The sequence below is a fragment of the Peribacillus deserti genome (genome assembly GCF_016909175.1).
GTDB lineage: Bacteria > Bacillota > Bacilli > Bacillales > DSM-1321 > Paraperibacillus > Paraperibacillus deserti.
Window position 1 is genome coordinate 33,869 of record NZ_JAFBFI010000016.1, and the last position, 25,961, is coordinate 59,829.

A 25,961-nucleotide genomic window follows, 5' to 3' on the forward strand; every position below is an offset into this window, starting at 1 on the left:
GCAACCAATCAAAGGTGGTACCGCGGGTTTCCCGTCCTTTTTACAGGACAGGAAGCCCTTTTTTGTATTCAAAAAAATGCATATTACACTTCAATGAGAAAGAAGAGTAGCTTAAACGGACTGTTGCAGAGAGTCGGTGGCAGGTGTATTCATGCAAAAAGCACGCATGATCGGACCTTGGTGAGAACCGATACAGTAAGTTAAGTGAATGGCCTTTCGAGAGGTCCCTTGAACATGAGTAGAGGGACACGGATTCCCCCGTTACAGGGATAGGATATCTGGTTAAGGATCTTAATCATGTATCTGAAGAGATGGGAAGCGCTTTTATGGTTTCCTAACGGGGGTGGCACCGCGGTATATTCGTCCTCCATAAGCTTTATTGCTTATGGAGGACTTTTTTTATACCAAAAACAACTCACATAACGAAAGAGGGATAATAAATGGCTGTGAAAAGCAAGCAAATGCTGAAGATATATAGAAGAGAAGTAAAGGAGCAAGTGGATTCTGTTTCCGCGTATGAAAGTCTTGAGGGATCATATAAAGTATTTCTCGAATTCCCCGATCAAAAGGGCGGAACACAGACCATTATTGGATTAAACCCTTACCTGCAGATTAGATCAAGCCAAAATGAAATTGAAGTGATAAAGGAAGGGGAAGTTACCCGGACTACTGGAAATCCTCTTCAAAAGCTGAAAGAACTGATTGCCGGGCATCATTCAGATCAGACAGAAATCGCTAAAGGAATTGGCTACTTTGGCTATGATTTTATCCGAAGCGCAGAAAATATCGGTCCAGAAAAAATCAATGATTTAAATACCTATGACTTGAATTTCCTGTTTCACTCCCACTATCTAATGATTCAACAGGATGGTACAGCAGAATATTGCCTGGTTGATTATGAGGGCAGTTTGACCGAAGAACAGGCTGATCATATTTTAAATGAGCAGGCTGCCAAACTAGAGGCACTTCTGCAGGTTGAGAAAACAGAAGATTTTAAAATTTCTGGATTTGTTTCCGAAACAGGCAAAGAGCAATTCGAAGAAGCTGTCCGCAGGCTAAAAGCTCATATTTTAGAGGGAGATATTTTCCAAGCGGTGTTATCGCATAGATTTAACAGCAGCTTTACAGGCGATCCATTCCAATTTTTTAAGAAGCTTCGTATTTATAATAAATCAATGTATCGATATTATATGGATTTTGAAACCTATCAGATTGCAGGAAGTTCACCTGAACGTTTAATAACGGTTAAAGAAAATAAGATTCTCTCCAATCCAATTGCCGGCACCCGCCGTAGAGGAGAAAGCCCGGTTAGAGACCTCGAGTTAGAGAACGAGCTGCTGAATGATGAAAAGGAAAGAGCAGAACATTATATGCTTGTGGATTTAGCGCGAAACGACCTAGGAAAGGTGAGCAAGCCTTCGACAGTAAAAGTAACGAAGTTAATGGAAATAGAGAAATATATAAATGTTATGCATTTGGTTTCAGATGTCGAAGGAATGCTTGATGAGCAGGTTCATTTTTTAGATACAGTGGCATCCAGTCTGCCGGCGGGTACGGTTTCCGGTGCACCAAAAATAAAGGCTATGCAGCTGATTAACGAGATTGAAAAAACTCGCAGAGGAATCTACGGAGGAGGCATCGGCTATTTTACACATGGCGGCAGCCTGGATCTTGCCCTGACAATCAGGACCATGATTTTTACAGAAAATAAAGCATACCTTCAGGCCGGGGCAGGAATTGTACACGATTCGGTTCCTGAAAGTGAATGGAACGAAACATTGTTTAAAGCTAATGGTTTATTGGAGGCGCTCAAATGATCTTACTGATCGATAATTATGATTCATTTACTTATAATCTGTATCAAATGCTGAAGGAACTGGAAATAGATACCTTAGTCAGAAGAAATGATGAAATAACGATAGAAGAAATAAGAGAGCTGGATCCCCAGGGAATCATTATATCCCCCGGTCCCGGTGCTCCGGATTCTGCTGGTATCTGTCTGGAAGTGGTCAAAGCATTTTTTACAAACATACCGATTCTAGGCATTTGCCTGGGTCACCAGGTGATCGGGGCAGCATTTGGAGCAGTGATCAAGAAGGCTGCGACCGTTAAACATGGAAAAACCTCTGAAATTATCCACAATGGAAAAGGAATTTTCAAAAGCATGGAGAGTTCGATGACAGTAATGAGATATCATTCCCTGCTTATTGACTCCGGGAGCATTCCTGATTGTTTAGAGCAAGTGGCTATAGCAGAGGAAGATGGTGCTCTAATGGCAATGCAGCATAAGGAATATCCTGTAATCGGCTTACAATTTCATCCGGAATCAATTGCCACTCAATCAGGTAAACAATTAATTAAACACTTTGCGCAAAATTTAAAGCGGAGGGATATACATGAAAAAGTTCTTAATTAATCTGCTGGCAGGCCAGGAACTGGGCTTTGAAGACATGAAGGAGGCAGCTGAAGCACTGCTAAATCCTGAAACTAGTGAAAGCGAAATTTCAGCCTTCCTTATGGGTTTAAATTGTAAGGGAGCGACACCTGGAGAGATGGCTGCCCTTTCTCAAAGCATTCGCACTGCGTCTACCCATAAGTTTGACATTGGAGAGGGAAGTATGGATGTATGCGGAACAGGCGGAGACGGTTCAAATAGCTTCAATATCAGCACGACAACTTCCTTTGTACTGGCCGCAGGCGGTGTAAAAATGGTGAAGCACGGAAACAGAGGCATCACAAGCCGATCCGGTTCTATGGATGTACTGGAGAGACTGGGGATTTCCCTTATACAGAATCCACAGGATACAAAGCGGATGGTGGAACAAACAAATATTGCCTTCTTATTTGCCCAGCATGTTCATCCCCAGTTAAAGAAAATTGTTAAGGTCCGAAAAGAATTAGGGATACCTACCGTTTTTAACAGCCTTGGTCCTTTGACCAATCCAGTTTCTTTAACATACCAGGTGACGGGTGTTTATAGTGCCGATTTATTGGATTCTTATGCGAGGGTCTTTCAAAAGCTTGGAAGAAAAAAAGCGGTTGTGGTTCATGGTGCCGGCGGAATGGATGAAGCTTCTCTGCAGGGTGAAAATCAGCTTCGGATCGTAGAAAATGGAGAGATTACAAAACAGACGGTACATCCTTCACAGTTTGGCCTAAAGCAAGCAAGCAACCTGGAAATCAGAGGCGGATCTCCTGAACGAAATGCTGATATTTTATTATCTGTTCTTGAAGGAGATCAAGGACCATTTACAGATACTATACTGTTAAATGCAGGTATTGGGCTCTTTACAGCCGAAAAGGCTTCAACTCTTCAAGAAGGAGTAAATCTCGCCCGTGAGTTGATCTATTCAGGAAAAGTATACAGCCACTTTAAAAAAGTGTTAGAAGCATCGAAAGCGATCAGCATGGAGGAGGTAATAATATGAAAGATTATCTTGAACCAATATTAGAAGAAAAACGGAAAAAACTTTCACAGCTATCAAACGCTTCAAGCAGTCAAAGGCTTCCTGCTGCTACAGCTACACTAAAGCAGGCATTAGAGCAGGGTTTCAGCATTATAGCAGAATTTAAACGAGCCTCTCCCTCAAAAGGAGAAATCAACCCTGATGCAGACCCGGCTGAAGTTACAAGCCTATATGAAGAGGCTGGGGCGGATGCAGTTTCGGTGCTTACTGAAGAAACTTTTTTTAAAGGAAGTCTGCAGGATTTAGAAATGGTAAGAAAACAAGTGAAGCTTCCAATTCTTTGTAAAGACTTTATCTTAGAAAAAAGACAGATTGATGAAGCTCGTCACTCGGGAGCAAATATCATTCTATTAATTGTACGGGCTCTGTCTGATACCAATTTGCGAGATTTATATGATTATGCTGAGTTTCAGGGGCTTGAAGTGCTTGTTGAAGTTCATGATAAAAACGAATTGCAGCGGGCCCTGGCTATTGGAGCCGCGATTATTGGCATTAACAACCGAAATCTTACAACCTTTGAGATTGACTTGTCTGTCACAGAACAACTGGCAAAAGCGGCGAAAGAGTGTGGTGCCTTTGTGATCAGCGAAAGCGGAATAACTTCATTGGAAGATTGTGAGAGAGTGATAAGGGCAGGGGCTGATGGCATTCTGGTAGGAGAAGCGTTCATGAGGCAGGATAATCCTAAGGAATTAATTGCTCAAATGAAGAAGCTGCGAAAGAGAAAAAGTCTATGAAAGTTAAAATATGCGGAATTATGGACAGAGAAGCCGCTCATGCTGCAGTAGCTTATGGAGCAGATGCGTTAGGGTTTGTTTTTGCGGAAAGTAAAAGAAAGATAGATAAAGAGCGTGCTAAACAAATCATTGACAGCCTGCCGGAAGAGATTCAAAAAGTAGGGGTTTTTGTGAACGAATCAAAGGAACATATAGAAGAAATCGCCGTTTACACAGGACTTACGATGATCCAGCTTCATGGAGAAGAAGAGGATGAATTAATCCAGGTGCTTTCCCTTCCTGTTATAAAAGGAATCCCTTTTCAAACTGAAATAGACACAGTCCTTAGAAAGTCGAAAGCCGACTACATCTTGCTTGATGCGCCGAAAGGAAAATACCGGGGCGGGAACGGCCATAGTTTTAATTGGCAGGATGCAAGGGATCTGGGAATAGAGGTGAAAAACCTTATATTAGCTGGCGGGTTGACTCCTGAAAATGTTGAGGAAGCCATCATGATTATCAAACCGTTTATGGTAGATGTTAGCAGCGGCGTGGAAACGGATGGAAAAAAAGATCTAGAGAAGATAAAAAAATTCATTGAAAATTCCAAAACAGGAGTGATGTCAAAATGACGATGACAAGTTATAAAATGCCAGACCAGAATGGAAAATACGGGGTGTTTGGTGGAAAGTTTGTACCGGAAACGTTAATGAATGCTATTACCGAGTTAGAACAGGCCTATAACACGATAGCTTCAAAAGACGGGTTTCAGGAGGAATTTCAGTCCCTGCTTAAAAACTATGTCGGTCGTGAAACTCCTCTCTATTTTGCCAAAAGATTGAGTGAGAAAACCGGAGGAGCAAAGATTTATTTAAAACGGGAAGATCTCAACCATACGGGTGCTCACAAAATAAATAATACGCTAGGCCAGGCTCTGCTCGCGAAAAGAATGGGCAAAAACAAGGTGGTAGCAGAAACAGGAGCAGGCCAGCATGGTGTAGCAACAGCCACAGTATGTGCCCTGCTTGATATGGAAGCTGTGATATTCATGGGGGAAGAAGATATACAGCGCCAAAAGCTTAATGTGTACAGAATGGAACTGCTAGGAGCTAGAGTGGTTTCCGTTACACAAGGCAGCCGTACGCTGAAAGATGCTGTGAATGAAGCCCTACGTTACTGGGTTACAAACATTGATGATACACATTACATTATGGGCTCTGTTCTAGGTCCTCATCCTTTTCCGCAGATTGTCCGTGATTTCCAGAGTGTAATCGGAAAAGAGACAAAAGAGCAATTCTACACTGTAGAAAATAAGCTGCCTGATTATGTAGTTGCCTGTATCGGAGGAGGCAGCAATGCCATGGGAATGTTCTATCCATTTATAGAAAACGAGGATGTTTCCCTTATCGGCGTAGAGGCAGCAGGAAAAGGAATTCAGACTGGGTTTCATGCCGCTTCCTTAACCAAAGGTAAAAAAGGTATCCTTCATGGTGCTTATATGTATCTGCTTCAAAGTGAGGATGGCCAGATCCAAGAGGCCCATTCCATATCTGCAGGACTTGACTATCCAGGAGTAGGTCCTGAACATTCATACTTAATGGAAGAAGGACGGGTTGAATATACTTCTGTTACCGATGAAGAGGCTCTTTCGGCTTTCCACCTGCTTACAAGAGCTGAAGGCATCATTCCGGCGCTCGAAAGCTCACATGCGATTGCACATGCTGTAAAGTTAGCAGCTGAACTGCCATCCGATTCAAGCATTGTCATCTGTTTATCGGGCCGTGGCGATAAAGACGTAGATACTATCAGAAAAGCTGCTGAGGGGAGAACGGATCATGAATAAACTGAATGAAAAATTCAAGACATTAAAAGAAAACGGAGAGAAGGCGTTTGTTGCCTATATTATGGGTGGAGACGGCGGCATGGAAAGACTTAAGACGGATATTCTCTTCTTGCAGGAAAGCGGTGCAGACATTATCGAGATCGGAGTCCCTTTTTCAGACCCGGTTGCTGACGGACCAGTCATACAGGAAGCCGGGCTCAGGGCTCTTGAAAAAGGCACCTCAATTTCTCTTATTCTGGAAACCCTAAACGAAATAAAAGGGGATGTCAGGGTGCCGCTCATTTTAATGACCTATATCAATCCGGTCCTGCAATATGGCATTGAAAAATTTGCTCAAAACAGTGAGAGAGCTCAAATTGCCGGCTGTATCTTCCCTGACCTTCCTCTTGAAGAAGAAAGCCTGGTGAAAGAAGCACTTTCAAAGACTGATATTGCAGTAATTCGATTAGCTTCTTTAACAAGTCCGGAAGAAAGGCTCAAAGGATTAGCAGAAGATAGTGAAGGATTTATTTACGCAGTAACAGTAAAGGGAGTTACGGGAGAGAGAGCTGAACTTGATGCTGCTGAACTAGAAGCCAAAATCAGTGAATTGAAAACATATACCACAACACCTGTTTTAGCAGGATTCGGTATTTCCACTCCGTCACTAGCTAAAAAGGTCCTCCCTTTTTGTGACGGAGTTATTGTAGGAAGTAAAATCGTGAGCGCATTTCATCATAATAAAAGAGAAGAAGTCAACGAACTCATTAAAGGAATTAAAGGCCTTGCGTTAACAGCTAAATAAGCGGACGATGAACACCTGGATGTAAGAATCCGGGTGTTTTTTTTGCTAAGAAAAACTCTTATTAAATAGAAAGGTTATATATACAAAGATGTTAGACGCCTTATGCTTAAGCCCCGTTCCCTTCGGCAAAAATACAGGTTTCTCTAGCAGAGTAATATAGTAATCCTATGTTAATGGCACTATCCCAGGTTTTTTTTCATGCAATATTGCTTATTTTCAGTGGAAACTACTAATTTGAGCCTAAATTCAACTACTAATTAAACAAATTTAGATTGGCGTCCAGGTTAATCGGTGTTTATGCTTATGTTTTGCAGATTTATGCTTAAGTTTCTTGAATTTATGATTAACTTTTATTCATTTGTGCTTAAGTTCCAAGGATTTATGCTTATGTATGATTTTGAAATTCGCTTAATGCTTATGTCTGCCTCCTTTTGCTTGAATAAATTAAGTCTCCCTTAGTAGGAAAATAGGGTTTTTTATCGAATTGTTTATGAGATAAAATTGGAGAGGTGTGAGCACAAAATGAAAACCGATTTAATACGGGTAGCACAACTTATATCCCTTCAGAAACATTGATAAATCATCAGAGTGGTACACGAACGTATTGGGAGCAGAATTAAGCTATAAAAGACGATGATAAGGCTAGTATTAATTTAGCCAACCAAAGCTAGCCGCTCCTAATCAACACTTGAATTTTATAGATGATAAGGGGAACGAGCATTTTGCTCTTACCTTTGAGGTGAATGGCATCCAGCATCTGAACATCCTTCATGCCCAATTAACTGAGAAAAATATTGAAATTGGAGAGACTAGAAAACAGAGGCCATTCAGGCAGAAATTTTGTATTCAGCGATCCAGATGGAAATAAGTTTGATGTGTGGAGTGAGCTAAGCCGGGATTTTATTGAAAAATACGGAATTCGTTCATCTTAATAATTAAAATAGCATCAGGCTGGAGAATTCATCCAGCCTGTCGCTATTTTTCTGTGTTCACTGTATGTGGAGGGGTGGTGTTGTCTAGCGACTGAAACCATCAAAAGGCAAGAGCCGCCATCCGCCTGCAAATTCTGCATTAAACAATGTCAGCTCGAGATTATTGTTTCACTGAAAAAAGCTATGTTTAAAGGCTTGGAAAAAGGCTTCTTAGCCCAAATAAAGTAAGATTATTCATAAAACCAATGAAAACAATGGTATGATTTAGTAAGTTCATAATAAAGGAGTAACAGGAAAATGATTCAGCGATTTTTTACTTATTATAAGCCGCATAAAAAATTATTTATGATCGATTTTGCCAGCGCTGTAGTCGTGGCTCTGCTAGAGCTTGCCTTTCCGCTTGCTGTTCAATGGTTTATTGATACTTTGCTGCCTGGCGAGGATTGGTCTGCCATAGTCTCAGTCAGTCTAGGCCTGCTGGCACTGTACGTAATCAGCACGTTCCTCCAGTTTATTGTGAATTACTGGGGGCATATGCTCGGGATCAATATAGAAACAGATATGAGGCAGCAGCTGTTTCAGCATGTTCAGAAGCAATCCTTTAAGTTTTTTGATAATACAAAAACAGGACATATTATGAGCCGGGTAACCAATGATTTGTTTGATATTGGAGAGCTTGCCCACCATGGTCCAGAGGACTTATTTATCGCTGTTATGACGTTCTTCGGAGCCTTCTGGATTATGCTCACCATTAACGTAAAGCTGGCTCTTGTTGCGATATGTATTTTGCCTTTTCTGGTGCTTTTAATGGTGTTCAGTAACCTGAAGATGAATAAAGCCTGGAATAAAATGTACGGAGAAATAGCCGACGTCAATGGCAGAGTAGAGGATAGTGTGTCAGGGGCTCGTGTCGTTCAATCTTTTACAAACGAAAAATATGAAATTAAAAGATTTAAAGTGAACAATCAAAGGTTCAGAACTGCTAAACTTGCTGGCTATAAAGTTATGTCATTCAGCTCATCCGGAATTTATATGATGACCAGGCTGATAACCCTGGCCGTTCTGGTTGTAGGAGCATGGCTGAGCTACCATAAACAGCTTTCTTATGGCGAACTGGTAGGGTTTGTCCTATATGTAAATGTTTTGTTTAAGCCTGTAGATAAAATTAGTGCTCTGATGGAGCTATATCCAAAAGGAATGGCCGGATTTAAGAGATTCACTGAACTCATTGACCAGGACCCAGACGTTCAGGATGCGAATGGGGCAATCGAAGCGGGCTCATTAACTGGGGATATTACATTTGAAAATGTATCGTTCAGCTATGACGGGAAAAATCCAGTGTTACAAAATATAGATTTAGAGATTAGAGCCGGAGAAACAGTGGCATTTGTCGGGCCAAGCGGAGCTGGAAAAACCACCATCTGTTCTCTGATACCGCGTTTTTATGATGTAACGGCTGGAAAAATAAAAATGGATGGCATCGATATCCGTGAGCTGACCAAGCAATCGCTTCGTTCGCAGATTGGAATTGTTCAGCAGGATGTATTTCTTTTCACTGGAACACTAAAAGAAAACATAGCTTACGGCAAGTTAAATGCATCGGATGATGAAATTGAGGAAGCTGCAAAACTGGCCCATTTAGAAAAGTTCATTGATTCTCTGCCTGATGGGTATGAAACACAGATAGGTGAGAGAGGCCTTAAATTATCAGGCGGCCAAAAGCAAAGAATAGCAATTGCGCGGATGTTCTTGAAAAACCCGCCGATTCTCATCCTGGATGAAGCAACCTCCGCTCTAGATACAGAAACAGAAATGATCATTCAGAATGCATTAACGGAGCTCGCTAAAAACCGTACAACTTTAGTAATTGCCCACAGACTAGCAACTATCAGAAATGCTGACCGGATTGTAGTGGTAACCGAAGAGGGGATTGCGGAACAGGGAAGCCATGAAGAACTGCTGCAGCAAGAGGGCGTCTTCGCAAACCTGCACCGAGTTCAATTTCAAAATTAGATAGAAAAGGCCCTTTCTTAAGATAAGTAGTTCCGATAACGTGGAGAAAAAGCTAAATAACAGTGTAATTGACACATCAATTTTCGACTAACATAACCATATAATTTGAACAAAAAAACGCTTGGGGTGTTTCAAAGATCCCTAAGCGTTTTTAATTTATAGTGTTGGACTTGTTCAACTAACGCCCTCGTAAGTTGAAGAAATTTGTTGTCTATTATTCTAACTTTTGTATTCTAAAATATCTCCAGGCTGGCATTCTGATGCTTTGCAAATTGCCTCTAAAGTTGAGAGCCTAATTGCTTTTGCCTTTCCATTTTTCAATATAGAAAGGTTAGCCATTGTGATTCCAACCCTCTTTGATCGTTCTGTTACGCTCATTTTCCTTTTAGCCAGCATCACATCAATATTGAGTATAATTCCCATGGTTATCCACCTCAGACTATTAGATCATTTTCTGATTTTATATCGATGGCTTCTTGTAAAAGTCTTTGAAGAACAGCAGCAAAGATTGCAATCACCATTGAAGCAAAAGTAAGCATTGCTCCCAAGCTTATAAAACCTGTTATGTCTTCACCTTCGCCTTTAATCAATATAACTACAAATATTAATCCTGCTACAATCAAGGTAATGATGCTGATTCCACAGTATTTTATATACTTCAAAGCTCTAACAGATAATACCGAGAACGCCTTGTTCTGGTCAATATAGCTTAAAAGTTTTAAAGTCTGATACAAGGCAATGAAAAACGGTGTTGCCGTTATATAAGCACCTATCAAAAAAAGATACTGCAAGTAGGCGGTCTCTGGATGCGATGCTGCATCTCTAGCGGCTATCTCAGGCAACCAAAGTATACACAAAGCTAGAACTGGAGTTCCGATAATAAAAACGACTATCTTTAAAAAGAGTGTTGAACTTGGTTTCATATGAAGCACCTCACTTATTTTCTGGCAACTTGACTTTAACACATACTTTATCGTTTTACAATAAAACATTGTTGTTTTTTATTATATTATTATTGTATAAAAATAACCTTAAAAAAGATAAAATTCTGTATAAAACTTAAAACTATTCAATTTATAAATTGTGCAACTGGTAGTTAATCAAATGCGGTAAGTCCTTTTATTAATCGTACTTAAAATATCTCATATCTAATAAGTTGTATTTTAATTTAGGTTATTTTAAGATTACTCTGAATTTAATAATAATTTTGGAGATGAGCTTATGGATTCTATGCAACTTGTACAGGTAACCAGGGGAAGCATTATAGAAAGCGCACACAGGGGACATATAGCGGTTGTAGATTCGAAAGGAGAACTGCTTTTTTACGCTGGAAATCCAGAAAAAATTGTCTTTGCCCGTTCTTCGATGAAGCCTATTCAAGCCATACCAGTGGTTGAGACAGGTGCGGCAGACCGCTTTAAGCTGGATGATGCAGATCTTTCATTATGCTGTGCATCCCACAGCGGAGAAGTGATGCATACCGGACGTGTCCATTCCATTCTTGGAAGAGCTGGCTTGGAGGCTTCGCATTTACAATGCGGAACGCATATCCCACACTGGCCGGACTCTTATATTCAATTGATGAAAGAAGGAAAAGAAGTGACTCCTCTCTACAATAATTGCTCTGGGAAGCATACTGGAATGCTCGTAACCGCCAAGCATTTGCATGAATCAGTAGAAGATTACTATGAGCTTTCCCATCCTGTTCAACAGCGGATATTATCTGCCGTTAGTGAAATGACAAATTACCCTGCAGAAAAAATTGAAATAGGAATTGATGGGTGCGGGGTTCCAGTTCACGGCCTGCCATTAAAAAATATAGCCTTTGCTTATGCCAGAATGGCTAATCCGCACCTTTTAAGTGACGATCGTAAACTGTCAGTTAGACGGATTACAAAATCTTTGATTGCCGCTCCCGAAATGGTTGGTGGTACGGAGCGTTTCTGCACTGACTTTATGAAAGCGGGCAATGGCCGTTTTTTTGGAAAGGCGGGAGCAGAGGGAGTGTATTGTATTGGCGATCTGGAGACTGGTATTGGAATTGCCATAAAAATAGAAGATGGGAATGGGCGGGCGGTTTACCCGGCAGCCGTTGAAACTCTAAAGCAATTAAACCTACTGTCAAGTCAGCAGTTAGAAGAATTAAAGGGGTACTGCCAGCCTAAATTGGTAAACGCGCGTAAAGAATCAGTGGGGGAACTCATTCCTGATTTTCAGCTGATACCGGTCCATTAAAGGAAAAACACCATCCTAGTTTTTAACAGGATGGTGTTTATTTAAAAAAGAAAATGCAAGAAAAATGGACATAAGAGTGAGGTGAAAATGGCGCTTAAGGTCATTGCGATGGAACTAATGGCACTTTCCAGCTCGCCATACTCACTTGCTTTTGAAGTTCCAATCCCATGGGAGGCAGTACCAAGACCGATTCCAATAGCAATGGAATTCGTAATGTTAAGTTTTTTCAAGAGAATGGGACCAAAGACAGCACCTGATATACCGGCAACCATCACATAAACTGCAGCCAGGGCTGGAATGCCTCCATTTAATGAACTGATACTCATCGCTACAGGAGAGGTTACAGATTTAGGGGCAAGAGACAGTATAATTTTCTCATCAAGCCCGCACCACCAAGCAAGGTAAATTCCAGAGATAAGGCCTGCGGTAGTACCTGCCAAAACACTGGTCAATATAGAAACAAAAAAGCTTCTTAAAGTTTTCCGATGCTGGTATAAGGGGTAGGCTAGTGCGACAACTGCTGGTCCCAGCAGAGTGCTGAGCCAGCTTCCTCCTCTCATATAATCGTCATAGGAGTAGTGTGAGAATAGCAGAATGGAAATCATAACAAGTGTCGATGTAGCAATCGGAACTAAAATGGGTGATGGGAACCTTTTGTAGACACGGATCATGGCCGCATATACCAGTATCGTTAAACAAATAAACAGGAGAGCTGAGAGAAAATTCATATACTCATCTCCTGTTTACCGTCAGACAGAGATTCATGAGTCTTCTTATTGTTAAGCTTCTGGCTGATTACGGAAGACAAAATCATGACGATAAATGTACTGATAAGGACGACACCTATACTTGCTGGGTGTTTTTGAAATAAGGAAAGATAATCCATTGCACCTACAGTGGCTGGAATAAATAGAAGCGGCATATGTTTAATTAAAAAATGGCTCCCAGTTTCGATCCATTTTGGCTGAAACCATTTAAAATGAAGCAAAGTGAATAATAAAAGCATTCCAATAATGCTGCCGGGAATACTAAGCTGTAACATAGATTGTACGAATTCCCCCGTCATGTATAATCCATATAAAATCATTGTTTGGCATATGATGGTAAGCGTCTTCATTAGCTGACATCCCTACTAATATTTTATTTATCATGTTAAGTCTGTAAGCGTTTATGTGTCAAATGTAACAGCTTCTAGTTTTTTCTTTCCCATTAACAAATTGACAGAAGATAAAATGTATTCTATATTTAATTCCAAGAAAACTTATAGGAATTAGTATATATAATCGGATAAGAAATTAACAAGGGAGTTGGAAAAGATGGGAAGAAGCCAAATAACGATCCCTTGGAGGGATAGTAGTCTTTCTGCCGCTTTGGACGTACCAGATGACTATGTTAGCCATTCAAGGCTTCCATTGGTTATTATCTGCCATGGATTTATAGGCAGTAAAACAGGTGTAGACCGATTGTTTGTAAAAGCAGCAGAAAAATTAACTGCTGAAAACTTTGCCGTCTTGCGTTTTGATTATTATGGATGCGGGGAAAGTCCTGGCCAATACGGAGATACTGGATTATGTGACTTGATTGACCAGACTCAAAGAGTCATAGATTATTCCCTTAGTCTTAATTTTATTGATACAGAGCGTGTGTTTCTGCTTGGGCACAGCCTTGGAGGAGCAGCTTCCGTCCTTGCACTAGAATCTGAATCTAGAATAAACAAACTGATTTTATGGTCTGCAGTTGGGTTTCCGTATAAGGATATTACCTCTATCTTGGGGAGTGATGAAGTATTAAATCTAATGGAGGGAGAAACGATTGAGTACTCTGGCTATCATTTTACCAGAAAATATATTGATTCCCTTCTAAAACACTCACCTGTTGATAGTTTAAAAAAGTTTCAGGGAGATGCTCTGATTATTCATGGATCTGATGACGACGTGATACCATGCAAGTATAGTCTGCTTTATAAAGATATAATTAAAAACAGTGAAATTCATATAGTAGAGGGAGCGAACCATACCTATTCCAGCTCTTGCCATTTTAATGGTTTAATAATGACGACAATAGACTGGCTAAACAAAGCCGAAAAAAATAATAGCACGGTTAGTTAAGGAGCCTTATCTATTGACAAGGCTCCTTAAGTTTGGATATCAATGCTGTTCTAGTTCATTAGCTGCTGTATTTACCTGCTGTATAGCCTGATCGACAATACGAAGTGATTCTTCAATATCCTGAAGGTTATCCTCCTTTTCAACTGTATTCTTTGCACTTTCAAGTAACGACTTCGCCTCGTTTAATGCAGTGGACGATTCCTGGACATATCCGCGGGCATTTTTTTTCTGCATAATCATTCCTCCTTCAATAACATTCAGGAATTAGTCTGCATCATTAACATAAGAAATATTTGTTTAATCTTTCTGCTTCGTCACTGACGGAAGTAAAATCACTATTAAAAAACCAATGAATAGAAGGAGATACATCCTCCTTTCCAGAATATAAAAAACAGGCAGAAATACCAGGCCGCAATTGACTAGATGAGGAGTATACAGATGATGGAAAATCCAAAATTACAAAAACTATATGAAGATTGGCTGATCGAGGCAACAATCGATGATATGCAGGAGAAAATGGGGAGCGGGCAGCTGAGCGCTAAGGAACTAACACTGCTCTATTTAAAAAGAATGGCAGAAGTAGATAAAAACGGACCTGAAATAAATTCAGTTCTTGAAATTAACCCGGATGCTCTGCAGATTGCTGAATCACTCGATGCCGAGAGGGCTGTTACAGGTCCAAGAGGTCCCCTTCACGGAATTCCAGTGCTGGTCAAAGATAATATTGATACAGGGGATAAAATGCATACAAGTGCAGGATCGCTTGCCCTTGCAAATTCTACAGCGTCAGAGGATTCGTTTGTAGCGGCCCAGCTGAGAAAAGCAGGGGCTGTAATTCTCGGGAAAACAAATATGACCGAGTGGGCCAACTTTATGACGGAAAATATGCCGAATGGATACAGCTCAAGAGGCGGGCAGGTTCTTAATCCCTACTCACCAGGAAAATTTGATGTCGGAGGCTCCAGCTCAGGATCAGGTGCCTCTATTGCTGCTAACCTGGCTGCAGCCGCTATAGGGACTGAAACGTCTGGATCTATTTTGAGCCCAGCGAGTCAAAATTCCCTGGTTGGTATAAAGCCTACCGTAGGTCTCGTCAGCCGGACCGGCATCATTCCTATTGCACATACTCAAGATACGGCTGGACCTATGGCTAGAACCGTCAAAGATGCCGTCTATCTTTTATCGGCTATTACAGGAGAGGATTCTTCCGACCCGGCTTCAGGAAAGAATACCTATTTTCTTGGTACTGATTTCTCTCAATTTTTAAAGATTGATGGACTTTCAGGGAAAAGGATTGGAATTGCCAGGGATGTATATTTTGAATATATAAATGAAGAAAAACAGGAAGTATTGAATTCAGCCATTGCAAAGCTTAAAGAAGCAGGAGCAGAAGTGGTTGAAAATGTTGTCATTCCTTCTACAAAACAAGAATGGGGTTATGATGTATTGACACACGAATTCAAGACCGACTTGAATGAGTATTTAAGCAAGCTCTCTAACAGATGTGCCGTTCATTCTTTAGCGGATGTGATCGCTTTTAATAATCGTCACAGCAAAAAAGCATTACAATACGGACAAACATTGCTGGTTGAATCAGAAAAAACAAGTGGTACGCTGACAGAGGGCCGATATATTCAAGCACTTGAGCATGATCAATATTATTCTACGATCATGGGTATTGACTCTGTGCTTGAAACCGAGCAGCTGGACGCGATTGTTTTTCCTAATAACATAGGAGCAGGAATTCCCGCGAAAGCAGGCTATCCATCGATAACTGTTCCAGCAGGCTACACTGCTGAGGGAGAACCGGTTGGAATTACATTTACCGGAATAGCTTTTAGCGAGCCTGTGCTTATTAACATCGCATATGGGTATGAACAAACTTCACTTGCAAGAAGAGCACCCAAACTTGGGGTTGAACAGACGTTAGTAGAAAAATAAGTTGCTGTAAGTACGGCGAAAGGTTTTGTATAAAGTTTTTTGGGGGTCTGTAACTAGAGGGAATATAGAAACCGGAATTCCTTATGTACGCCAATAACGGAGGGAATAATATGAAGAAAATGGGATTACAACTATGGACTGTTAAAGAGGCGGCACAGGAAGACTTCCTTGGAACCTTAAGGAGGATCGCTGAGATGGGCTATCAAGGTGTAGAATTCGCTGGTTTTTTTAACACTCCGGCCCTTGTTCTAAAGAATGTAATGGAGGAAACAGGTCTTTTGGCAGCAGGAAGCCATACAGGACTGGAGCAGCTGGAGGCGAATATAGAAGAGATATTTCAATACAATAAAACGATTGGAAATGATCTGATCATATGTCCGTGGCTGCCTGAAGAAAGAAGAGGTACCGAGGCGGACTATGTTGAATTGGCAGCCTTACTAAACTCTATTGGACAAAAATGCCACGAACAGGGCTTTACATTTGCCTATCACAACCACGATTTTGAATTTCAGCAATTTGGCGGTACTACGGGTTATGAAATCTTGCTCACTCATACAGATCCGAAATGGGTTAAGTTTGAATTAGATTGTTATTGGGTGTCATACTCAGGTCTAAATACCCTGGAACTATTATCAAAATACCCGGACCGTTTTTGTTCACTCCACCTTAAAGATATGAAAATCGAAAACGGAGAAAAAAGAAGTACTGAAATTGGAACAGGACAATTAGAGATCGAGCATCTTTTGAAAAGCGTGAACCTGCCTGCTATTGGGTGGTTTATCGTGGAGCAGGAACAATTTGACAAAGATTCCCTTGAAAGCTGCAAAATAAGTATAGATTATATAAAGTCTCTTTCCATTTGAATTTGTCTAGAGGAGAAGCGGGAATGTTAAGGGGAAAAAGGATTTATTTAAGGCCTTTAGAGGAAACGGACGCAGAGGGATATACAAATTTGCTCGTTCGCAACCGCCATGTGTGGCAGGATTACGAACCAGCAAGAGATAATAAGTACTATACTCAAGAAAATCAGCGAAAGTCCATACTTGAATCTAAGGAGGACTTTATAAACGGAAAGTCTTATATATTTGGAGTGTTTTTGATTGAAAACGATGAGCTTGTCGGAGAGATAAGCTTGTACAACGTTAAAGGCGGTTTTTTTCAGACAGCTTCTGCAGGCTACTCTATGGATACTGATCAAACAGGTAAAGGGCTTGCAACTGAAGGATTAAGTTTATTAATCCGTTTTGCATTTGAAACGATTAAGCTTAGAAGAATTGAAGCAGGAGTATCACCAGAAAATACCGCTTCTATTCGCGTACTAGAAAAAGCAGGTTTTCAAAAAGAAGGTCTAATGCGGGAAAATCTGCTGATCAATGGAGAATGGAAGAATCATTTTCTATATGCAGTTCTTTCAACTGACAAAAAATAAAAAGGGATAAATCAGCAAAAAGGCGACGATTGATATTGAAAGTTTTCATTTTCGTGCTCGATGAAGTATAATCATTAGGTAAAACTTACATATCTATGATTTGAAGGGAGTTTATTCATTTGAGTAAATATGCTGTAATTGATTTAGAAAAAGGCGGACAAGTAAAAATTGAACTGTTTCCAAACGAAGCACCTGGAACAGTTGAAAATTTTGAGAAACTAATTAAAGAAGGATTCTATAACGGACTTAATTTCCACCGTGTTATTCCTGGCTTTGTAGCTCAAGGCGGATGTCCTGAAGGAAGAGGAACTGGCGGACCTGGGTACACAATCAAATGTGAAACACAGGGCAATCCTCACAAGCATGAACGCGGTTCTTTATCTATGGCTCATGCTGGCAAAGATACAGGCGGTTCTCAATTCTTTATCGTATTTGAACCACAGCCGCATCTTAACGGAGTACACACTGTATTCGGTAAAGTTGTAGAAGGTATGGACAAAGTCGACGATATTAAACAAGGCGACAAAATGAAAGAAGTTAGAGTAATCGAAGAGTAAATGCAATAAGCCCGCGAAGTGTTTCGCGGGCTTTTTTATTTTGCTTTCTGGATGTGTAAAAGAACTTCTTCATATAAAGTGAATAAACAGGTTAAAATAAAAGGCTGTTTTCGCAAACTTTGTTGCTATCGAACAAGGAGGTTGATTTCCTCTCCAGGATGCTCGCTTTCCGCGGGGCGGGCGGTGAGCCTCCTCGGCTTTGCCTGCGGGGTCTCACCTGTCCCGCTGCTCCCGCAGGAGTCTCGCACCTTACGCTCCAATCAACTAATTTAACACTGAGATGACTTTGTAAAACTTATTAAATAACAACAATCTTTAAGAAAAGAGCCAAATAAAATAACAGAAGAAGTCTTTCTCATTTATTATAGGGACGCATCGATTCTTCTATTTTTCCTCCAAAACAGCTGCTTATATGCGCCGGAGCCAATGACCACACCCGCAATGATTAACAGAAGTCCGGCTAAATGTGAAGTAGTAATTTTTTCATCAAGAAACAGAGCAGCGCCCAGCAGGGAAAAGAACGGAGTCAGATTTAAAAATATAGAAGCTTCGGCTGCCCCGATTTTACCAATGCAGTAATTGTACGACATATGTCCCAAGGCAGTTGCAATGATGGCGGATGCGGAGAAAATGACCCACATTATCGTGCTGCCGGCTGCTAAGCTATGAATTCCTCCAGGCTCAGTTATTGTGGCAATAATTAATAAGAATAATGATCCGAGAGTCAGCATGTATCCTGTCAGAAGCCTCGGATCCATAGTTTTAGATGCCTGTTTAATCAAGATAAAACTAAATGCCTGTGAAAGAATGGATAAGAAAATTTCAAAATCTCCTATACTAACTCCATGCATTCCGGATTTCCCTTCCAAAACCGTAATAAATACTCCGGAAAACCCAATAATAAACCCAAGAAACTTAATCCAGGTAAGGCGGCTTCCGAGAAAAATAATAGCTAAAATGGCAGTCAATAATGGTCCAACTCCTAATATAAGTCCGCCATTAACCGCAGAGGTGTTTTTAAGGCCGACTGATAGGAGGGAGTGATGACCAGCTACATTTAAAATAGCACCCAGGACGACTGCCTTCCATTCACTTCTTGCAGGAAGCCGAAATTGCCTCAGCATGAGCAGAACAATGATAACAGCAATCCCAGCAGTCATGATTCGGAACGCTGTCATGGTTAAAGGCATAAATTGATCAACTAAAATTTTAGTTGCTGTTACATTTAAACCCCACGGAATCATGATGAAAAACAATAAAAGGTAAATTTGATAAGTACGCAAGGCTTCAACTTCTTTCTAACGGAATAACTTTTACATTGAATATTTTTTAATTTTATAGCGAAGGGTCCAGAATGTCACGAATTAAAAAGAAATAGCCAGGCAGCATTGTAAAAGAAATCAAGGGGTTTGCAGCAGATTGTAGAGGGAAAACAAAAGACGAAGGAATTATACTAGGAGGTTATGAATAATGAGTGTACTATTTACAGCTAAAGCAACTTCAAGAGGAGGACGGGCAGGAACAGTCCGGTCCGATGATGGAGTTATTGATTTCCAGCTTGCCAATCCACGAGCATTAAATGGAGATGGAGGAAATGGAACAAATCCTGAATCCTTATTTGCAGCTGGATATTCTGCCTGCTTTAATTCAGCGCTCGGACTTGTTGCGGGAGAAAAAATAAAAGTAGATCCTGTCGTATCCGCCGAAGTCAGCCTGCTGAAGGACGAAAGCGATAATGGGTTCAAATTGAGTGTTATTCTGAATGTAGATATCAGCGGCATTTCTCAGGAAGAAGCTGAAAGTCTAGTGGAAAAAGCTCATCAGGTATGTCCGTACTCAAAAGCAACTAGAGGCAATATTGATGTTGAGCTTAAGGTGAATGCGAACTAAAAACTATTATTGCTAAACAAATAAATTTGTGTTATTATAAATAAGCGATGAGCTGAGTTGTGTAAGCCGAATAACATACCTTTTGGTACACACTATGTGGAGTGTGGTTATTCGCCTCAATACGCGAAAGACGCCTGGGCAGCCAGGCGTCTTTTTTTGTGCATTTTGTTTCTTTAGGCAAAAAAGGAAAGCGTTTTTTTCAGGAATAGGACGAAAATGGATCATAGTTCACTTAAGATGAGGGTGAAATTTAAGAATTAGCAGCAAGGCGGATCAAGTCTATAGAAGCAAAAAAGGGGTAAAAATGATGGGTCTGCAGTTTGTAAAAGGATATAGAAATAACGAAACTTTAAGAAATAGCTTCAATCAGCTATCACAACAGATTTTTGGTATAAACTTTGAATCCTGGTATAAAGCAGGGTTTTGGATCGATAAATACGAGCCATATTCGTACATAGATGATCATCAGGTGGTCGCTAATGTCTCCGTTAATAAAATTGATTTGATTTTACATAAGGAACATAAAAGAGGCATCCAGATTGGAACTGTGATGACTCATTTAGATTATCGAGGCCAAGGCTTGTCTAAGAGATTGATGAACAAAGTGCTAGAGGATTTCGCCGATTATGACTTTATCTATTTATTTGCAAACCAGTCAGTACTGAATTTTTATCCGAAGTTTGGATTTATGCCGATGAAAGAGGTCCAATATTTTTTGGACTTTGAAAATGACCCTGCAGTATCTGCGCCTTTTAGAAAGCTGGATGTCCGCCACCCGGCAGACTTATCGTTTATTTTTGAGTTTGCATCCATAAGGATACCTATTTCTCGAAAGTTTGGTACAGTCAATGTGCAGGAACTGTTAATGTTTTATTGTATGTACGTTTTTCGCGATGATATTTATTTTTTTGAAGAAGACAGGGTTTTGGTTATTGCTCAAAACGAAGGTCATACCCTGCATGTTTTTGATATCATCAGCGTAGAGGAACTAGATATCAAGAAAATAATTTATTCGCTTACTTTGCCAGCTTCCAATCGAATTGTGTTTCACTTTACTCCAGATTATGCAGGCATACGTTTTAAAAAAGAATTACTTGAAGATACGAATGTGCTGTTTGTAAGATCTAATAACCAATCAGTATGGCCGAAAGATGTCAAGCATCCTATAACCTCACAGGCGTAAAATTTCTTTATCGCATTAAAGTGCTTTACATTCTATAATATAAGATGTATTCTTTATAATAATTAAATAATTCGAATCTTAAAAAAACCTTATCATGAGCGGTGGAGGGACTGGCCCTGAGAAACCCGGCAACCCCTGTTTGAAAAAACAGACGGTGCTAAATCCTGCAGAAAGATTACTCTGAAAGATAAGGGAGAGAACTTGTATGCTTATGCTGTGTATATGAACGCTCTTCCTTACAGGGGGAGCGTTTTTTGGTTTGCCAAAGAAAGCTGCGGCCGCCTTTATACGCTGTGGGAGACTTTTCTACTTAATAAAAAAAGGGGTTGTTTTCATTGACTAAAACATTACTAAAAGCACCATTTAGAGCCGACCATGTAGGAAGCTTCCTAAGACCTGAGAGACTCAAACAGGCCAGACTGAAAAAACAAAATGGAGAAATAACAGCTGACCAATTGCGGAAAATCGAAGACGAAGAAATTATCCGCCTAGTAGCTAAGCAAAAAGAAGTAGGTTTACAAGCCGTAACTGACGGTGAATTCAGAAGGGCCTGGTGGCATTTTGATTTTCTGGCTGAGCTGGAAGGTGTCGAGTTATACGAAACAGAGACTGGCTTACAATTTAATGGTGTTCAAACAAAAGCACACGGCGTCAAAGTAACTGGGAAAATAGACTTTGCAGATCATCCAATGCTTGAACATTATCAATTTCTCCATGAAATTGCTGGAGACCATACTGCAAAGTTCACGATACCAAGCCCCAATATGCTTCTCCTGAGAGCCTCACTTGAAGATGGAGTATACGAAAGCAGGGAGGAGTTATTTGATGACCTGGTCCTTGCTTATCAAAAGGCCATTCAAGCCTTCTATGATGCGGGCTGCCGCTATCTTCAGCTGGATGATACATCCTGGGCTGTATTCTTTTCGGAACAAGGCAGAGAAAATATCATTGCACAAGGTGATGAACCAAAAGATCTTGCTGAGCTGTTTGCCCGTACTGTCAATGAATCGATCGCCCATAAGCCTGATGACATGACAATCACTATGCACATCTGCCGCGGTAACTTCAAATCTACTTTTATGTCAAGCGGCGGCTACGATTATGTTTCTGAAATTATATTTGGAGGCTTAAACGTAGACGGCCTGTTTCTTGAATTCGATGACGAGCGTTCAGGAGGTTTTAACCCTCTGCGCCATGTAATTCGTGACGATCTGCAAATCGTATTAGGATTAATAACATCTAAATTCGGGGATCTCGAGCAAGCTGAACAAATTAAAACCAGAATTGCAGAAGCAAGCCAATTTCTAGATATAAACCAGTTATGTCTAAGTCCTCAATGCGGCTTTGCCTCAACAGAAGAGGGCAATCTTCTAACAGAAGAACAGCAATGGGAGAAAATAAGACATGTTATTAAAATAGCTGGGGATGTTTGGAAATAAGTGCATTAAAAAAAGACTCGATTTAGTTCGAGTCTTTTTAATTGTGGTAACTAGATTCCGGATTCTGTTAAGAATGGGGAAGATGAACTAGCAGTTTACCTTAGAATTACTTGCATATGTAAACGTGCTCGCAAAGTATATATTGTTGCTCGGCATTTAGGATGTCTGGTCGCAAGTAGGTATTTGGTGTAAACATGCTCGCGTGATGAGTGTCTGCTCACAAGGTAGGAAGGGATGCTCTCAAAATCGGATTTTTGCTCGCAAGTTCATATGTTTGCTCACAATGTATGGGAACTTGCTCACATGCTGGGTGTCTGCTCGCAATGCAGGGATTGTTGCTCTCAAATCCGGATATTTGCTCGCAAATAAAGTTTGTTTGCTCACAATGTATGGGAACTTGCTCACATGCTGGGTGTCTGCTCGCAATGCAGGGATTGTTGCTCGCAAATACATTTATTTGCTCACAATGCATCGAAACCTACTCACATGAAGTGTGTTTGCTGGCAACTACATTTATTTGCTCACAATGTATGGAAACTTGCTCACATGAAGTGTGTCTGATGACATGGTGTGTCTCTGCTCGCAACGCGCGGTCTCTAATCATAAGAACTTAATTTTTGCTCACTAATCTTCAAGTGCCTTTTTTGCCCGCGCACTCACCAGAGCCTCTCCTCCGCATTGTTCCAGCCGCTCCAGCATCATATTTTAAATAAAGCATCATCTGGGAGGAATGCATGAACTCCTAATAATTAACAATCTGCGTTATTCGTAAATCGACTACGAGTGAAGCATAAGCACATGCTTCTGTTCTGGATATGTTATATAAGTCGGCCATCAGTCCAGCATTTCATTTAAAGCGATCCACATGGCTTCGTTCAGGTCTTCATGGATGCCCATTGTAATCCATTCGTTTTTGACCTTAGCTCTTGGTGTGTCAATGGAAAAGTCTTTTAATACAGTGAGGGTCAGGTCAACTTTTTCCATAGGACATTCCAGAGCAGGTCCAGAAACTTCACCGCCCCTTGAAGTGCATGCCCGTCACCGGCAGAAAAAAGTCCTCCTTCAACGGTTATTGGCAAATATAAGGTGGTACCTGCCTGAAGTTCTTTGCAATCCAAATTCCCGCCCCAATTTCGTGGAACAACAGTAGAATGTTTTCCCTCCTCGGCTGGCGGCATACCCAAAATTCCCATAAACGGGTTAAGTCTTACAGCGTAATCAAAATTGCCGAACTGGCTACTTCCTATCATATTTGTTTGATCGAGGGTAAAATCGAGGGTTATTTCATTTAACTGTTCTAGTCCCAACTTTTTGTTCCAATAGCTTGGAAAACCCCCAACTGATAACCATCCCCAGTTCCCTGGGACGATTTCATTTATTTTAATCTCAAGGGTATCTCCAGGCTCAGCCCCATTTATATAAATGGGGCCGATAATAGAATGTCCAAATCGCTCCGGTTTTCTCTCCTCCATGATATCGGTAAATTTTTTTGGGTTTCCTCCGAGAACCGAGCGTTTTTTCTACTCCCCACGCTGCATCAAGCGTTTGAAGGATCACTGAGTTTCCCGAATTTATAATGGCGGCAGGATGAATATCTTTACTAAAGAAGCCATTGTAATGTATCTCGGCTTGGTTTTAGATAATGCACCTTCATGATTATCGCCTCCTATATCGTTACTTTAAGTAGTAATTTATATTACCTTTTGAAACAACAAAATATTTAATTTTTAATGAACTATCACAAAATAATGAACCTGGCATGCTTCTAATTTGTTACAATATAAATTGCCATAAAATAGGCAAATACAGAGACACAGGGGAATTTTATGAACAATCTTGAAAAAATAATAGAACTGGATTATAAATATCTTGAAACCTTTAGTAATAGAAAAGATACTGCATGGGGAGCCTTCTTTTACAATGTGAATCAGCCTGATTATTATGATGCAAATCATGCACACATTCATAAACCATGCAGCAATCCCCAAGCGGTAATTCAAGAAGCCTTGGCTTTTTACCAGGAGCTTTCTATCATTCCCCGGTTTTATCTATACGATCTAGTAAATCAGCAGGAGCTGATATCTGAGCTTAAGAAACAGAATTTTGGGTACGAAGAGCTTATTTCTCCGGTGCAATTATGGAACAATCAAATGCAGAATAAGAAAATAAGAGAATCAGTAACGATTGAAGAAGTAAATGACCATAATTATGAGGAAGCAATAAATATTGAAGGAAGCATAAAGGAATTAGGCGGTGAAGTTAGAGCAAAAGCCTTTGCTGAGGAATACAAGCATGAAGAATATACTCATTATCTCTTAAGATATAATGGTGCGGCCTGCTCAACCGCTTGTATCTTTGAACATGATCATCAAGCAAGAATGGAAAATGTAGCTACATTAGAAGAGTATCGGGGAAGAGGATTAATTGGAGAACTAATTACATACATACAGCAAGAAGTGTCAAAAAGGGGATTGAGCCATCTCTGGGTGTTTCCAATAACAGAAGCTGTCGAAAAAGTGTACTGTAAGAGCGGATTTGAGACAATAGCAAAGCTTAAGACTGGGCATGCTTTTTTAGGCGGAAAGAGCATTCAAGAGATTAGAGAAGGGGAATAAATAAGAGTGTCGGCTATTGGAAGATGTTTAGAGTCGAATATTTCAAGAGACATCGTAACGAATATACCCTTTAGTTTCTACCCGGATCCTTCCTGGGCAAGCCTCTTTATTTAAAGTTCAATTTACGGGCTATACATCTTCTAATACTTTAGGCTGGCAGTATTTAGGCAAATATATTACTCTTATGTAGTAAAACTTCTGTTATACATATATCCACGAAGATTATGCCTATATGGAGTGCTTTTTTGCTAATGCCAATGGGCACTCTAGTGGAGTAAGGAGAATAAGCATGAGAGTTCTTTTTCCGGTATTAGCCTTTATTGGCGGTATAGCCATCGCTTTTCAGGCACAGATAAATGGAGGATTGGGTAAGAAAGCTGGGTCAATTGAGGCTGCATTTATATCATTTTTAATTGGTACAGCAGCATTATTCTTTGTAACCATCTTTTTTGGGAAAGGGAATATGCTTGCTGCCGGGACGGTTCCGAAGTGGCAGCTTTTAGGCGGACTTCTAGGAGCATTTTACGTTTTTATCATGGTAGTTACCGTGCCTAAAATAGGAGTGGCCTCTACTTTTATAGCCGTAATTGCTGGACAAATGATCATTGGAGCGATAATCGATCATTTTGGGCTTATGGGTGGAATCAAGGATCCGATTAGTACAAAAAAAATTGCAGCCTTCCTGCTTCTGTTTGTTTCTCTTTATTTATTTAATAAAAAATAATTATTGAATTAAGAGATCTTTTTAAAAGGATCTCTTAATTTATAATAAACATTTTCTGAATTTTTCAACTACTCAATGAGTACAA

27 protein-coding genes, 1 pseudogene, 1 riboswitch and 2 other annotated features (1 of these 31 cut by a window edge) are annotated in these 25,961 nt (G+C 40.3%); of the genes and pseudogenes, 20 read left to right on the top strand and 8 right to left on the bottom strand.

The window, feature by feature from the left end; translation table 11 throughout:
* Window positions 1–42: a binding site (T-box leader), on the top strand (it extends 207 nt beyond the left edge of the window).
* A 42-nt stretch (window positions 43–84) separates the two neighbouring features.
* Window positions 85–371 (top strand) — a binding site (T-box leader).
* 69 nt (window positions 372–440) lie between these two features.
* From JOC77_RS15850 to JOC77_RS15885, 9 genes and pseudogenes are all read left to right on the top strand, one after another.
* Window positions 441–1,817: an anthranilate synthase component I family protein gene (locus JOC77_RS15850; RefSeq protein WP_204544962.1), complete on the top strand. Its 1,377-nt coding sequence runs from the start codon at window positions 441–443 to the stop codon at window positions 1,815–1,817.
* Entirely contained in the window at window positions 1,814–2,416 is a 603-nt protein-coding gene (locus tag JOC77_RS15855) for an anthranilate synthase component II (RefSeq protein WP_204544964.1), read from the top strand. Before JOC77_RS15850 ends, JOC77_RS15855 begins: the two co-directional genes overlap by 4 nt.
* On the top strand, window positions 2,397–3,428 hold the full coding sequence (trpD, locus tag JOC77_RS15860; protein ID WP_204544966.1) for an anthranilate phosphoribosyltransferase: 1,032 nt from the start codon (window positions 2,397–2,399) through the stop codon (window positions 3,426–3,428). Before JOC77_RS15855 ends, trpD begins: the two co-directional genes overlap by 20 nt.
* A complete protein-coding gene (gene trpC, locus JOC77_RS15865) occupies window positions 3,425–4,204 on the top strand; it encodes an indole-3-glycerol phosphate synthase TrpC (RefSeq protein ID WP_204544968.1) in 780 nt (259 codons plus the stop codon). The genes trpD and trpC overlap by 4 nt, the downstream gene beginning before the upstream one ends.
* Window positions 4,201–4,815 (top strand): phosphoribosylanthranilate isomerase, encoded by a 615-nt coding sequence (locus JOC77_RS15870; protein WP_204544971.1) that lies wholly within the window; start codon window positions 4,201–4,203, stop codon window positions 4,813–4,815. Before trpC ends, JOC77_RS15870 begins: the two co-directional genes overlap by 4 nt.
* 2 nt (window positions 4,816–4,817) lie before the next feature.
* Window positions 4,818–6,026 carry a tryptophan synthase subunit beta gene (gene trpB / locus JOC77_RS15875; protein WP_204545198.1) on the top strand — a complete coding sequence of 403 codons (1,209 nt, stop codon included), beginning with the start codon at window positions 4,818–4,820 and terminating at the stop codon, window positions 6,024–6,026.
* Entirely contained in the window at window positions 6,019–6,810 is a 792-nt protein-coding gene (trpA, locus tag JOC77_RS15880) for a tryptophan synthase subunit alpha (protein ID WP_204544974.1), read from the top strand. The genes trpB and trpA overlap by 8 nt, the downstream gene beginning before the upstream one ends.
* A 522-nt stretch (window positions 6,811–7,332) precedes the next feature.
* Window positions 7,333–7,742: pseudogene (locus JOC77_RS21375) on the top strand (VOC family protein).
* A gap of 297 nt (window positions 7,743–8,039) precedes the next feature.
* Window positions 8,040–9,755: an ABC transporter ATP-binding protein gene (locus JOC77_RS15885; RefSeq protein ID WP_204544977.1), complete on the top strand. Its 1,716-nt coding sequence runs from the start codon at window positions 8,040–8,042 to the stop codon at window positions 9,753–9,755.
* A gap of 219 nt (window positions 9,756–9,974) precedes the next feature.
* Here JOC77_RS15885 and JOC77_RS15890 read toward each other — a convergent pair whose 3' ends face one another.
* On the bottom strand, window positions 9,975–10,178 hold the full coding sequence (locus JOC77_RS15890) for a helix-turn-helix domain-containing protein (protein WP_204544979.1): 204 nt from the start codon (window positions 10,176–10,178) through the stop codon (window positions 9,975–9,977).
* A gap of 11 nt (window positions 10,179–10,189) precedes the next feature.
* Window positions 10,190–10,678, bottom strand: coding sequence for a DUF2975 domain-containing protein (locus JOC77_RS15895; protein WP_204544981.1), 489 nt, complete (start codon window positions 10,676–10,678; stop codon window positions 10,190–10,192).
* Between the two features lie 298 nt (window positions 10,679–10,976).
* Here JOC77_RS15895 and JOC77_RS15900 point away from each other — a divergent pair, with 298 nt between their 5' ends.
* The gene (locus JOC77_RS15900) at window positions 10,977–11,990 is read left to right on the top strand and encodes an asparaginase (RefSeq protein WP_204544983.1); all 1,014 of its coding nucleotides are present in this window, start codon (window positions 10,977–10,979) and stop codon (window positions 11,988–11,990) included.
* A gap of 41 nt (window positions 11,991–12,031) precedes the next feature.
* On the opposite strand, the gene JOC77_RS15905 is transcribed toward JOC77_RS15900, so the two are convergent.
* Together JOC77_RS15905 and JOC77_RS15910 are read right to left on the bottom strand one after the other, a co-directional pair.
* The gene (locus JOC77_RS15905) at window positions 12,032–12,718 is read right to left on the bottom strand and encodes an LrgB family protein (protein ID WP_204544985.1); all 687 of its coding nucleotides are present in this window, start codon (window positions 12,716–12,718) and stop codon (window positions 12,032–12,034) included.
* Window positions 12,715–13,107 (bottom strand): CidA/LrgA family protein, encoded by a 393-nt coding sequence (locus JOC77_RS15910; RefSeq protein ID WP_204544987.1) that lies wholly within the window; start codon window positions 13,105–13,107, stop codon window positions 12,715–12,717. The genes JOC77_RS15905 and JOC77_RS15910 overlap by 4 nt, the downstream gene beginning before the upstream one ends.
* Before the next feature lie 199 nt (window positions 13,108–13,306).
* Here JOC77_RS15910 and JOC77_RS15915 point away from each other — a divergent pair, with 199 nt between their 5' ends.
* A complete protein-coding gene (locus JOC77_RS15915) occupies window positions 13,307–14,098 on the top strand; it encodes an alpha/beta hydrolase (protein WP_204544991.1) in 792 nt (263 codons plus the stop codon).
* A gap of 39 nt (window positions 14,099–14,137) precedes the next feature.
* Here the strand turns inward: JOC77_RS15915 and JOC77_RS15920 are convergent, their stop codons facing one another.
* The gene (locus JOC77_RS15920; RefSeq protein WP_204544994.1) at window positions 14,138–14,332 is read right to left on the bottom strand and encodes a hypothetical protein; all 195 of its coding nucleotides are present in this window, start codon (window positions 14,330–14,332) and stop codon (window positions 14,138–14,140) included.
* Window positions 14,333–14,539: 207 nt separating this feature from the next.
* Between JOC77_RS15920 and JOC77_RS15925 the strand changes: the two genes are divergently transcribed.
* From JOC77_RS15925 to JOC77_RS15940, 4 genes are all read left to right on the top strand, one after another.
* Entirely contained in the window at window positions 14,540–16,039 is a 1,500-nt protein-coding gene (locus JOC77_RS15925; RefSeq protein ID WP_204545201.1) for an amidase family protein, read from the top strand.
* 110 nt (window positions 16,040–16,149) lie between these two features.
* Complete coding sequence (locus tag JOC77_RS15930; RefSeq protein WP_204544997.1) at window positions 16,150–16,902, top strand: sugar phosphate isomerase/epimerase family protein; 753 nt, start codon at window positions 16,150–16,152, stop codon at window positions 16,900–16,902.
* A 23-nt stretch (window positions 16,903–16,925) separates the two neighbouring features.
* Window positions 16,926–17,468 carry a GNAT family N-acetyltransferase gene (locus tag JOC77_RS15935; protein WP_204545000.1) on the top strand — a complete coding sequence of 181 codons (543 nt, stop codon included), beginning with the start codon at window positions 16,926–16,928 and terminating at the stop codon, window positions 17,466–17,468.
* A 119-nt stretch (window positions 17,469–17,587) separates the two neighbouring features.
* On the top strand, window positions 17,588–18,025 hold the full coding sequence (locus JOC77_RS15940; RefSeq protein ID WP_204545003.1) for a peptidylprolyl isomerase: 438 nt from the start codon (window positions 17,588–17,590) through the stop codon (window positions 18,023–18,025).
* 362 nt (window positions 18,026–18,387) lie between these two features.
* On the opposite strand, the gene JOC77_RS15945 is transcribed toward JOC77_RS15940, so the two are convergent.
* The gene (locus JOC77_RS15945; protein WP_204545006.1) at window positions 18,388–19,308 is read right to left on the bottom strand and encodes a DMT family transporter; all 921 of its coding nucleotides are present in this window, start codon (window positions 19,306–19,308) and stop codon (window positions 18,388–18,390) included.
* A gap of 184 nt (window positions 19,309–19,492) precedes the next feature.
* On the opposite strand from JOC77_RS15945, the gene JOC77_RS15950 reads away from it, so the two are divergent.
* The 3 genes from JOC77_RS15950 (at window position 19,493) to JOC77_RS15960 (ending at window position 22,537) form a co-directional block, all read left to right on the top strand.
* Complete coding sequence (locus tag JOC77_RS15950; protein ID WP_338047240.1) at window positions 19,493–19,915, top strand: organic hydroperoxide resistance protein; 423 nt, start codon at window positions 19,493–19,495, stop codon at window positions 19,913–19,915.
* A 304-nt stretch (window positions 19,916–20,219) separates the two neighbouring features.
* Window positions 20,220–21,098 (top strand): GNAT family N-acetyltransferase, encoded by an 879-nt coding sequence (locus JOC77_RS15955; protein ID WP_204545013.1) that lies wholly within the window; start codon window positions 20,220–20,222, stop codon window positions 21,096–21,098.
* A gap of 86 nt (window positions 21,099–21,184) precedes the next feature.
* A riboswitch (SAM riboswitch) is annotated at window positions 21,185–21,292 on the top strand.
* A gap of 141 nt (window positions 21,293–21,433) precedes the next feature.
* Complete coding sequence (locus JOC77_RS15960; protein WP_204545015.1) at window positions 21,434–22,537, top strand: 5-methyltetrahydropteroyltriglutamate--homocysteine S-methyltransferase; 1,104 nt, start codon at window positions 21,434–21,436, stop codon at window positions 22,535–22,537.
* A gap of 834 nt (window positions 22,538–23,371) precedes the next feature.
* Here JOC77_RS15960 and JOC77_RS21380 read toward each other — a convergent pair.
* Together JOC77_RS21380 and JOC77_RS21385 are read right to left on the bottom strand one after the other, a co-directional pair.
* Window positions 23,372–23,521 carry a hypothetical protein gene (locus tag JOC77_RS21380; RefSeq protein ID WP_239558825.1) on the bottom strand — a complete coding sequence of 50 codons (150 nt, stop codon included), beginning with the start codon at window positions 23,519–23,521 and terminating at the stop codon, window positions 23,372–23,374.
* Window positions 23,503–24,009: an acetamidase/formamidase family protein gene (locus tag JOC77_RS21385; protein WP_239558827.1), complete on the bottom strand. Its 507-nt coding sequence runs from the start codon at window positions 24,007–24,009 to the stop codon at window positions 23,503–23,505. The genes JOC77_RS21380 and JOC77_RS21385 overlap by 19 nt, the downstream gene beginning before the upstream one ends.
* Window positions 24,010–24,363: 354 nt before the next feature.
* Here JOC77_RS21385 and JOC77_RS15970 point away from each other — a divergent pair, with 354 nt between their 5' ends.
* On the top strand, window positions 24,364–25,152 hold the full coding sequence (locus tag JOC77_RS15970; RefSeq protein ID WP_204545018.1) for a GNAT family N-acetyltransferase: 789 nt from the start codon (window positions 24,364–24,366) through the stop codon (window positions 25,150–25,152).
* 289 nt (window positions 25,153–25,441) lie between these two features.
* Window positions 25,442–25,876 (top strand): DMT family transporter, encoded by a 435-nt coding sequence (locus JOC77_RS15975; RefSeq protein ID WP_204545021.1) that lies wholly within the window; start codon window positions 25,442–25,444, stop codon window positions 25,874–25,876.
* The last annotated feature ends 85 nt before the right edge of the window (window positions 25,877–25,961 follow it).

Coding starts and splice junctions, on each gene's coding strand:
- JOC77_RS15900 (WP_204544983.1), top strand. CDS start 10,977: ATGGATTCTATGCAACTTGTACAGGTAACCAGGGGAAGCATTATAGAA.
- JOC77_RS15870 (WP_204544971.1), top strand. CDS start 4,201: ATGAAAGTTAAAATATGCGGAATTATGGACAGAGAAGCCGCTCATGCT.
- JOC77_RS15925 (WP_204545201.1), top strand. CDS start 14,540: ATGGAAAATCCAAAATTACAAAAACTATATGAAGATTGGCTGATCGAG.
- JOC77_RS15910 (WP_204544987.1), bottom strand. CDS start 13,107: ATGAAGACGCTTACCATCATATGCCAAACAATGATTTTATATGGATTA.
- trpD (WP_204544966.1), top strand. CDS start 2,397: ATGAAAAAGTTCTTAATTAATCTGCTGGCAGGCCAGGAACTGGGCTTT.
- JOC77_RS21385 (WP_239558827.1), bottom strand. CDS start 24,009: ATGGAGGAGAGAAAACCGGAGCGATTTGGACATTCTATTATCGGCCCC.
- JOC77_RS15855 (WP_204544964.1), top strand. CDS start 1,814: ATGATCTTACTGATCGATAATTATGATTCATTTACTTATAATCTGTAT.
- JOC77_RS15930 (WP_204544997.1), top strand. CDS start 16,150: ATGAAGAAAATGGGATTACAACTATGGACTGTTAAAGAGGCGGCACAG.
- JOC77_RS15895 (WP_204544981.1), bottom strand. CDS start 10,678: ATGAAACCAAGTTCAACACTCTTTTTAAAGATAGTCGTTTTTATTATC.
- JOC77_RS15905 (WP_204544985.1), bottom strand. CDS start 12,718: ATGAATTTTCTCTCAGCTCTCCTGTTTATTTGTTTAACGATACTGGTA.
- JOC77_RS15975 (WP_204545021.1), top strand. CDS start 25,442: ATGAGAGTTCTTTTTCCGGTATTAGCCTTTATTGGCGGTATAGCCATC.
- trpC (WP_204544968.1), top strand. CDS start 3,425: ATGAAAGATTATCTTGAACCAATATTAGAAGAAAAACGGAAAAAACTT.
- JOC77_RS21380 (WP_239558825.1), bottom strand. CDS start 23,521: ATGGAAAAAGTTGACCTGACCCTCACTGTATTAAAAGACTTTTCCATT.
- JOC77_RS15970 (WP_204545018.1), top strand. CDS start 24,364: ATGAACAATCTTGAAAAAATAATAGAACTGGATTATAAATATCTTGAA.
- JOC77_RS15890 (WP_204544979.1), bottom strand. CDS start 10,178: ATGGGAATTATACTCAATATTGATGTGATGCTGGCTAAAAGGAAAATG.
- JOC77_RS15920 (WP_204544994.1), bottom strand. CDS start 14,332: ATGCAGAAAAAAAATGCCCGCGGATATGTCCAGGAATCGTCCACTGCA.
- JOC77_RS15885 (WP_204544977.1), top strand. CDS start 8,040: ATGATTCAGCGATTTTTTACTTATTATAAGCCGCATAAAAAATTATTT.
- trpA (WP_204544974.1), top strand. CDS start 6,019: ATGAATAAACTGAATGAAAAATTCAAGACATTAAAAGAAAACGGAGAG.
- JOC77_RS15850 (WP_204544962.1), top strand. CDS start 441: ATGGCTGTGAAAAGCAAGCAAATGCTGAAGATATATAGAAGAGAAGTA.
- trpB (WP_204545198.1), top strand. CDS start 4,818: ATGACAAGTTATAAAATGCCAGACCAGAATGGAAAATACGGGGTGTTT.
- JOC77_RS15955 (WP_204545013.1), top strand. CDS start 20,220: ATGATGGGTCTGCAGTTTGTAAAAGGATATAGAAATAACGAAACTTTA.
- JOC77_RS15935 (WP_204545000.1), top strand. CDS start 16,926: ATGTTAAGGGGAAAAAGGATTTATTTAAGGCCTTTAGAGGAAACGGAC.
- JOC77_RS15915 (WP_204544991.1), top strand. CDS start 13,307: ATGGGAAGAAGCCAAATAACGATCCCTTGGAGGGATAGTAGTCTTTCT.